This window comes from Streptomyces longispororuber, from assembly GCF_024448165.1.
Classification (GTDB): Bacteria; Actinomycetota; Actinomycetes; order Streptomycetales; family Streptomycetaceae; genus Streptomyces; species Streptomyces longispororuber_A.
Map to the genome: position 1 here is coordinate 26,465 of NZ_JAMOLN010000111.1, position 7,498 is coordinate 33,962.

Sequence of the window (7,498 nt, forward strand, 5' to 3'; positions counted from 1 at the left end):
CGGACAGGAACAAGGAGCGACACCGTGGCGGTACGAGCGGTGCGGGGCGCCGTCCAGCTGGAGCGGGACACGGCCGAGCACATGGACGAGCAGGTCAGCGAGCTGCTCACCGCCGTCATCGAGCGGAACGGGCTGACCGGCGACGACCTGATCTCCATATGGTTCACGGCCACGCCCGACCTGCACTCCGACTTCCCGGCGGCCGCCGCCCGCAAGCTCGGCATCGTGGACGTCCCCCTGATCTGCGCGCAGGAACTCGACATCGCGGGCGCCATGCCGCGCGTGGTCCGGCTCCTCGCCCACATCGAGACCGAGCTGCCCAAGTCGGAGATCGCGCACGTCTACCTCGGCGCCGCGGCCACCCTGCGCAAGGACATCGCCCAGTGAGAACCGCACTCGTCATCGGCACCGGCCTGATCGGCACCTCGGCGGCCCTGGCGCTCGCCTCGCGCGGGGTCACCGTGCACCTCGCCGACCACGACCCCGGGCAGGCCCGCACCGCCGCCGCGCTCGGCGCCGGCACGGACGAGGCACCCGAAGACGGTGTCGTCGTCGACCTGTGCGTGGTCGCCGTGCCGCCCGCGCACGTCGCCGCCTCGCTCGCCGACGCCATGCGCCGGGGCGTGGCCCGCGGCTACCTCGACGTCGCCAGCGTGAAGGGCGGCCCGCGCCGCGAGCTGGAGGCGCTCGGCCTCGACCTCACCCCGTACATCGGCACGCACCCGATGTCGGGCCGGGAGCGCAGCGGCCCGCTCGCCGCCACCGCCGACCTCTTCGAGGGGCGGCCCTGGGTGCTCACGCCGACCCGGGACACGGACACCGAGGTGCTGAACCTCGCCCTGGAACTGGTCGCGCTGTGCCGGGCCGTGCCCGTCGTCATGGACGCCGACGCCCACGACCGGGCCGTCGCCCTCGTCTCGCACATGCCGCACCTGGTCTCCAGCATGGTCGCGGCCCGCCTGGAGAACGCCGAGGAGACCGCCGTACGGCTGTGCGGCCAGGGCATCCGCGACGTCACTCGGATCGCCGCATCGGACCCGGGCATGTGGATCGACATCCTCTCCGCGAACCCGGGCCCCGTCGCCGATCTGCTCTCCGCGGTCGCCGGCGACCTGGAGGAGACCGTGCAGGCCCTGCGCTCCCTGCAGTCCTCCGACGACGCCAAGCGCCGTGACGGCGCCGACGGCGTCGAGACGATGCTGCGCCGGGGCAACGCGGGACAGGCGCGGGTGCCCGGCAAGCACGGCGCGGCCCCGGCCGCGTACGAGATCGTCGCCGTCCTCATCTCCGACCAGCCCGGCGAGCTGGCCCGTATCTTCGCGGACGCGGGCGCCGCCGGCGTCAACGTCGAGGACGTGCGCATCGAGCACGCCACCGGGCAGCAGGCCGGTTTCGTGCAGCTCATGGTGCAGCCCGCCGCGGCGCCGAAGCTGGCGGCGGCGCTGCGCGAGCGCGGCTGGGCGATGCGGCAGTAGGCGGCAGCCAGGCGACGGGGAAGGCGGCAGTAAGCGGCGCTTTCCGGAGCCAGTAACCTTGTACGGGGCGTGTCCGCGCCCCGTACGCATGCCCCCGTGCACTGAGAAAGGTGTCCGTCACCCATGGAAACCCCGGCAGCCGTGATCGTCGCCATCGACGGACCCTCCGGCACGGGCAAGTCGAGCACCTCGAAGGCCGTCGCCGCGCAGCTCGGCCTGAGCTACCTGGACACCGGCGCCCAGTACCGGGCGATCACCTGGTGGATGGTGCACAACGGCATCGACCTGACCGACCAGTCCGCGATCGCCGCGGTCGCCGACAAGGCCGAGATCGTGTCCGGCACGGACCCGTCCGCGCCCACCATCACGGTGGACGGCACGGACGTCGCGGGCCCGATCCGCACCACCGACGTCACCTCCAAGGTCAGCGCCGTCAGCGCCGTGCCCGAGGTGCGTGCCCGGATCACCGAGCTGCAGCGCAGCACCGCCGCCGCGGCCGCCGCGGACGGCCGGGGCATCGTCGTCGAGGGCCGGGACATCGGCACGACCGTGCTGCCCGACGCCGACCTGAAGATCTTCCTCACGGCGTCGCCCGAGGCCCGCGCCGCCCGCCGCTCCGGCGAGCTGAAGGGCGCCGACGTCAAGGCGACGCAGGAGGCCCTGATCAAGCGCGACCAGGCCGACTCCAGCCGCAAGACGTCGCCGCTGGCCAAGGCCGACGACGCCGTCGAGGTCGACACCACCGAGCTCACCCTCCAGCAGGTCATCGAGTGCGTCGTCACCCTCGTCGAGGAGAAGCGGATCTCCGCGTGAGTCCTGTGTCCGCTTCCGAACGAGGGGCCGAGGTGGGCCGGCGCATCGGCGTCGGCCTGATGTACGGACTGTGGAAGCCGCGTGTCCTCGGGTCGTGGCGGGTGCCCGCCACCGGCCCGGTGATCCTCGCGGTCAACCACTCCCACAACATCGACGGCCCGATGGTCATGGGCGTCGCGCCGCGACCGGCGCACTTCCTGATCAAGCAGGAGGCGTTCGTCGGGCCGCTCGGTCCCTTCCTGGAGGGGATCGGCCAGGTGAAGGTCGACCGCTCCGGCGCGGACCGGACGGCCATCACCCGGGCGCTCGGCGTGCTCGCCGACGGCGGCGTGCTCGGCATCTTCCCCGAGGGCACCCGCGGCGACGGCGACTTCGCGTCGCTGCGCGCCGGACTGTCGTACTTCGCCGTGCGCAGCGGGGCGCCGATCGTGCCGGTCGCCGTGCTGGGAAGCACGGAGCGGCGCGGACGGTTGATAAAGGGGCTGCCGCCGCTCAGGAGCCGGGTCGACGTCGTCTTCGGCGACCCCTTCGAGGCGGGCGACGGCAGCGGACGGCGTACGCGCAAGGCCCTCGACGAGGCGACCGTGCGCATCCAGGAGCGGCTCACCGCCCACCTGGCCGACGCCAGGCGCCTGACCCGGCGCTGAGCGAGACTTTCAGTAGTGGACCGCGGTCCGCCGCGATCCACCGATCACCACGAATGAACGACGAGGTACGGACTTCATGAACGACCAGATCCAGCCCGAGGGCTCGGCGGAGCACGAGCACGGGGCGCTTGGCGACGCCGAGTACGCGGAGTTCATGGAGCTCGCCGCCGAAGAGGGCTTCGACGTCGAGGACGTCGAGGGCGCCATCGAGGAGGCGGGCCACGGCCCGCTGCCCGTCCTCGCCGTCGTCGGCCGCCCGAACGTCGGCAAGTCGACGCTCGTGAACCGCATCATCGGCCGCCGCGAGGCCGTCGTCGAGGACAAGCCCGGCGTCACCCGCGACCGTGTCACCTACGAGGCCGAGTGGGCGGGCCGCCGCTTCAAGGTCGTCGACACCGGCGGCTGGGAGCAGGACGTGCTCGGCATCGACGCGTCGGTGGCCGCGCAGGCCGAGTACGCGATCGAGACGGCCGACGCCGTCGTCTTCGTCGTCGACTCCACGGTCGGCGTCACCGACACCGACGAGGCCGTCGTCCGGCTGCTCCGCAAGGCCAAGAAGCCCGTCGTGCTCTGCGCCAACAAGGTCGACGGACCGTCCGGCGAGGCCGACGCCACCGCCCTGTGGTCCCTCGGCATCGGCGAGCCGCACCCGGTCTCCTCGCTGCACGGCCGCGGCACCGGCGACATGCTGGACGCCGTCCTGGAGGCGCTGCCCGAGGCGCCCGCCCAGACCTTCGGCACGGCCGTCGGCGGCCCGCGCCGCATCGCCCTGATCGGCCGCCCGAACGTCGGCAAGTCCTCGCTGCTCAACAAGGTGGCCAACGAGGACCGCGTCGTCGTCAACGAGCTGGCGGGCACCACTCGTGACCCGGTCGACGAGCTCATCGAACTCGGCGGTGTCACCTGGAAGTTCGTCGACACGGCGGGCATCCGCAAGCGCGTCCACCTGCAGCAGGGCGCCGACTACTACGCCTCGCTGCGCACCGCCGCCGCCGTCGAGAAGGCGGAGGTCGCGGTCATCCTGATCGACGCCTCCGAGTCGATCTCCATCCAGGACCAGCGCATCGTGACGATGGCGGTCGAGGCGGGCCGTGCGATCGTCGTCGCCTTCAACAAGTGGGACACCCTCGACGAGGAGCGCCGCTACTACCTGGAGCGCGAGATCGAGACCGAGCTCGGTCAGATCGCGTGGGCGCCCCGGGTGAACGTGTCGGCGCGTACCGGCCGCCACATGGAGAAGCTGGTTCCGGCCATCGAGACCGCCCTGGACGGCTGGGAGACGCGTGTCCCGACCGGTCGGCTGAACGCCTTCCTCGGTGAGCTCGTCGCCGCCCACCCGCACCCGGTGCGCGGCGGCAAGCAGCCCCGCATCCTGTTCGGCACGCAGGCCGGCACCAAGCCGCCGCGGTTCGTGCTGTTCGCCTCCGGCTTCATCGAGGCGGGCTACCGGCGGTTCGTGGAGCGGCGTCTGCGCGAGGAGTTCGGGTTCGAGGGGACGCCGATCCACATGTCCGTGCGGGTGCGCGAGAAGCGCGGCAAGAAGAAGTAGTAGTTCGCCGTACGGGGCGTCGCGGGCTCAGTGCTCGCGACGCGGAGCGGGCGGCAGCGCGGCCGGGAGGTGACCTCCCTGGCCGTGCTGCCGCCCGTTCGTCTGTGGGTGCCAGGCGTGGTGGTGCTGGACCGCCGGGTAGTGCGGGGTGTGGTGCCGCGTCGCGTAGGGACCCGTGCCGAACGCCGTGAACCCGAGATCCTCCTCGCCACTGCGGTCGCCGGGCAGGGCCCGGAAGGACCGGCGGTACTCCGCGTACAGCGCGTCGTAGATCGGAGTGGCCGAGTGGCTGCTCGGCTGGTCCTCCGCGGGACGCATCGACGGGATGTGGCTCTGGTACGGCTGACGCCGCCCGGACGAGGATGAGGTGGGGTCGTATGGGTGCACGTCTGTGCCAACGACCCGGACCCCCGACGGATGCGCCCTTGGCCTCGGCTTGTGCGGGGCGTCAGGAGTGTGACCGGCGCGTTCGTGGGGGTCCGGGGGTCTGCCAGGGGTCTGCCGAGGGGCCGGCTCAGGTGCCGGCGAGCGGCATCGCGGCGGCCACCAGGCGCCCGTTCGCCGCGGCCTTGTCGAGGGCGTCGCGGAGCAGATCCTCACGGGGCTGACGGCCGACCGAGCCGACCGGGGCCGCGAAGACGAGCACGGTGTGCGTCTTGTTGGCCGCGGCCCGCCAGCCCTCCGTCACGAGGAGCGGCTGGTGCGCCTGCCACCAGGCGACCTGGGCGGAGGGGCCGCCGGTGCCGGGCTGCAGGACCGCGTGCAGCTGGCCCATGGCGAGCAGCACGGACCAGCCGGGCAGGGCGCGCGGCGCCTCCGTCAGCTCGGTGAGCGGCATGAAGCCCTGCTCGATCAGGAGCGGCAGGAAGTCGTCGCCGCCCGATTCGGCGCCGGGCCGGGAGATGGGGCCGGTCGGCTCCACGACGAGCGCGGGGTGCAGCTCGCCCGCGATCAGCACCAGGCCGCTGGTCACGCCGAGCACGGCCTGGGCGGGGGCGGCCTCGGGCGCCGCGCCGGCGCCCTCGTCGGGGGCGCCGGTCATGGACCGTACGGCGCCCTGCAGTTGGTCCTCGGCGACCTGGACGACCTGCGAGGGCAGGCAGGCGGCGTGGGCGAAGGCGAGGACGGCGGTCTCGTCGCCGACGAACAGGACCGTGCTGGTGCGTTCCTGCTCCGAGTCGCCCGGAGTGCGGCAGGACGTGCAGTCGTAGCCGCCTGGGGCGTTGTCTCCGGCGAGCAGCCGGTCGGCTTCGTCGTCGCCGATCTCGGCGCGTACGTCGTCACTGACGTCGAGCAAGCGCGGCACGGGGGCTCCTCAGGATCGGTCGGGGGGTGGTTCTCGCGGATGCGTATGAAGGGACAACGGGTGATCTGTGGCCGGAGTCACGCCCGGAACCGAACGGAATCCACCCATCCGATGCAGACCGTGAGAGCGCGCCCGGAATCTGTCACTCCACGACAACTTGTAGGTGTTCCAAGGAAGTTGAGTGAGTGAAGTGGGTCACAGATCATCGAAGTGACAGGTCGACAAATCATGAAATCAGCTCATGAAGTGGGTGGCCTGAACTCGTCGCTACTTCCAGTAACGGCGAACTGGCCTGGAGTGACAAGGAGTTGGTTGATGCCCACCCCGTGCGCTGCCTAGATTCCACCGCCGTCTGCAACGAGCAGTCCACGAGAGGGATTCTCATGTCCGTGCCGATACGTACGGCTCGAACGACAGCGGTGTTAGCCGGGGCGGCTCTGCTCGCCCCCCTCGGTCTCCTCGCCCTCCCGGCCGCCGCTCACGCGGCGGGCGGCGGCGTCTGGGACCGCATCGCTCGCTGCGAGAGCGGTGGCAACTGGCACATCAACACCGGCAACGGCTACTACGGAGGACTCCAGTTCTCCGCGGGAACCTGGCGCGCGTACGGCGGAGGGGCCTACGCCGCGACGGCCGACCGGGCCACGAAGTCCCAGCAGATCGCCGTCGCCACCAAGGTGCAGCGCGCACAGGGCTGGGGCGCCTGGCCGACCTGCTCGGTCCGGGCGGGCGCGTACGGCAGCGCGCCGGCCGCCGCCGCGGCTCCCCGGAAGGCGGCGCCCAGGGCCGTCGCCCCGAAGCGCACGTCGGGGCACACCGACCGCGGATCGGCCCGGCGCGGCGGCTACGTCGTGCGCAGCGGCGACACCCTCGGCCGGATCGCGTCCGCCCACGGCGTCGGCTGGCAGCGCCTGTACGCCGTCAACAAGGCGGTCATCGGCGGCGATCCGGACCTGATCTTCCCGGGCCAGCGCCTGATGCTCCGCTAGCGGCCGGCGGCGATCGCGGTCCTCCCCGGGTGCGCCGACCGGGTGGGGCCGCGGGCGGCGCGGCGCGGCACCGGAGCGGTGCCCGCGGCGGCTGCCTAGCGTGACGCGATGCATCAGACGTCTGCGCTCCCGAAGCCGCCGCCGGCCGCACGGCGCTGGGTGACGGTCCTGGTGGGCGCGCTGCTCGCCCTGGCCCTCGCACCGCTCCCCGCGTCCGCCGGGCCGGGCCCGGCGGGCACCGCCCGCAAACCGTACGACTGCGCGCGCGACCAGTGGCCGTGGTCCTGCCTCGCCGAGTGCGAGAGCAACGGGCACTGGAACGCGAACACCGGCAACTCCTACTACGGCGGACTGCAGTTCTGGCAGGCCACCTGGGAGGAGCACGGCGGCCTCGCCTACGCGCCGCGCGCCGACCTCGCCACCCGCGCCGAACAGATCAAGGTCGCCGAGGAGGTGCTGCGCCGCCAGGGGTGGCGCGCCTGGCCCGCCTGCTCCAAGCGGTACCGGCTCGACGGCCGCGTCCACGTGGTGCAGCGCGGCGAGACGCTCACCTCGATCGCCCGCAGGTTCGGGATCAGAGGCGGCTGGCAGGCCCTCTACAAGGCCAACCGGGACATGGTCGGGCCGCATCCCGACCGGCTCAACGCCGGCACGATGCTGACCCTCCCGGCCCGCTGAGCTCGCCCGCCTCACCGCTGAACACGACGGCCCCGCGCCCGAGT

Annotated in this window: 9 protein-coding genes; 7 read left to right on the forward strand and 2 right to left on the reverse strand. The window is 72.7% G+C overall.

Annotation, left to right across the window (positions count from 1 at the left end):
- Window positions 1–24 precede the first annotated feature (24 nt).
- From aroH to der, 5 genes are all read left to right on the forward strand, one after another.
- The gene (aroH, locus tag M4J07_RS27890) at window positions 25–387 is read left to right on the forward strand and encodes a chorismate mutase (protein ID WP_255975965.1); all 363 of its coding nucleotides are present in this window, start codon (window positions 25–27) and stop codon (window positions 385–387) included.
- Window positions 384–1,475, forward strand: coding sequence for a prephenate dehydrogenase (locus M4J07_RS27895; RefSeq protein ID WP_255975967.1), 1,092 nt, complete (start codon window positions 384–386; stop codon window positions 1,473–1,475). The genes aroH and M4J07_RS27895 overlap by 4 nt, the downstream gene beginning before the upstream one ends.
- Window positions 1,476–1,598: 123 nt before the next feature.
- Entirely contained in the window at window positions 1,599–2,288 is a 690-nt protein-coding gene (gene cmk / locus M4J07_RS27900) for a (d)CMP kinase (RefSeq protein WP_255975969.1), read from the forward strand.
- Window positions 2,246–2,935, forward strand: coding sequence for a lysophospholipid acyltransferase family protein (locus tag M4J07_RS27905; protein ID WP_255975971.1), 690 nt, complete (start codon window positions 2,246–2,248; stop codon window positions 2,933–2,935). Before cmk ends, M4J07_RS27905 begins: the two co-directional genes overlap by 43 nt.
- 76 nt (window positions 2,936–3,011) lie before the next feature.
- Window positions 3,012–4,484, forward strand: a complete 1,473-nt coding sequence (gene der / locus M4J07_RS27910; protein WP_255975973.1) for a ribosome biogenesis GTPase Der — start codon at window positions 3,012–3,014, stop codon at window positions 4,482–4,484.
- Window positions 4,485–4,511: 27 nt separating this feature from the next.
- On the opposite strand, the gene M4J07_RS27915 is transcribed toward der, so the two are convergent.
- On the reverse strand, window positions 4,512–4,802 hold the full coding sequence (locus M4J07_RS27915; RefSeq protein ID WP_255975975.1) for a hypothetical protein: 291 nt from the start codon (window positions 4,800–4,802) through the stop codon (window positions 4,512–4,514).
- Window positions 4,803–4,998: 196 nt separating this feature from the next.
- Window positions 4,999–5,790: a hypothetical protein gene (locus M4J07_RS27920; RefSeq protein WP_255975976.1), complete on the reverse strand. Its 792-nt coding sequence runs from the start codon at window positions 5,788–5,790 to the stop codon at window positions 4,999–5,001.
- 383 nt (window positions 5,791–6,173) lie between these two features.
- Here M4J07_RS27920 and M4J07_RS27925 point away from each other — a divergent pair, with 383 nt between their 5' ends.
- The gene (locus tag M4J07_RS27925) at window positions 6,174–6,776 is read left to right on the forward strand and encodes a LysM peptidoglycan-binding domain-containing protein (protein ID WP_374215091.1); all 603 of its coding nucleotides are present in this window, start codon (window positions 6,174–6,176) and stop codon (window positions 6,774–6,776) included.
- Window positions 6,777–6,884: 108 nt separating this feature from the next.
- The gene (locus tag M4J07_RS27930; RefSeq protein ID WP_255975980.1) at window positions 6,885–7,454 is read left to right on the forward strand and encodes a LysM peptidoglycan-binding domain-containing protein; all 570 of its coding nucleotides are present in this window, start codon (window positions 6,885–6,887) and stop codon (window positions 7,452–7,454) included.
- Window positions 7,455–7,498 lie beyond the last annotated feature (44 nt).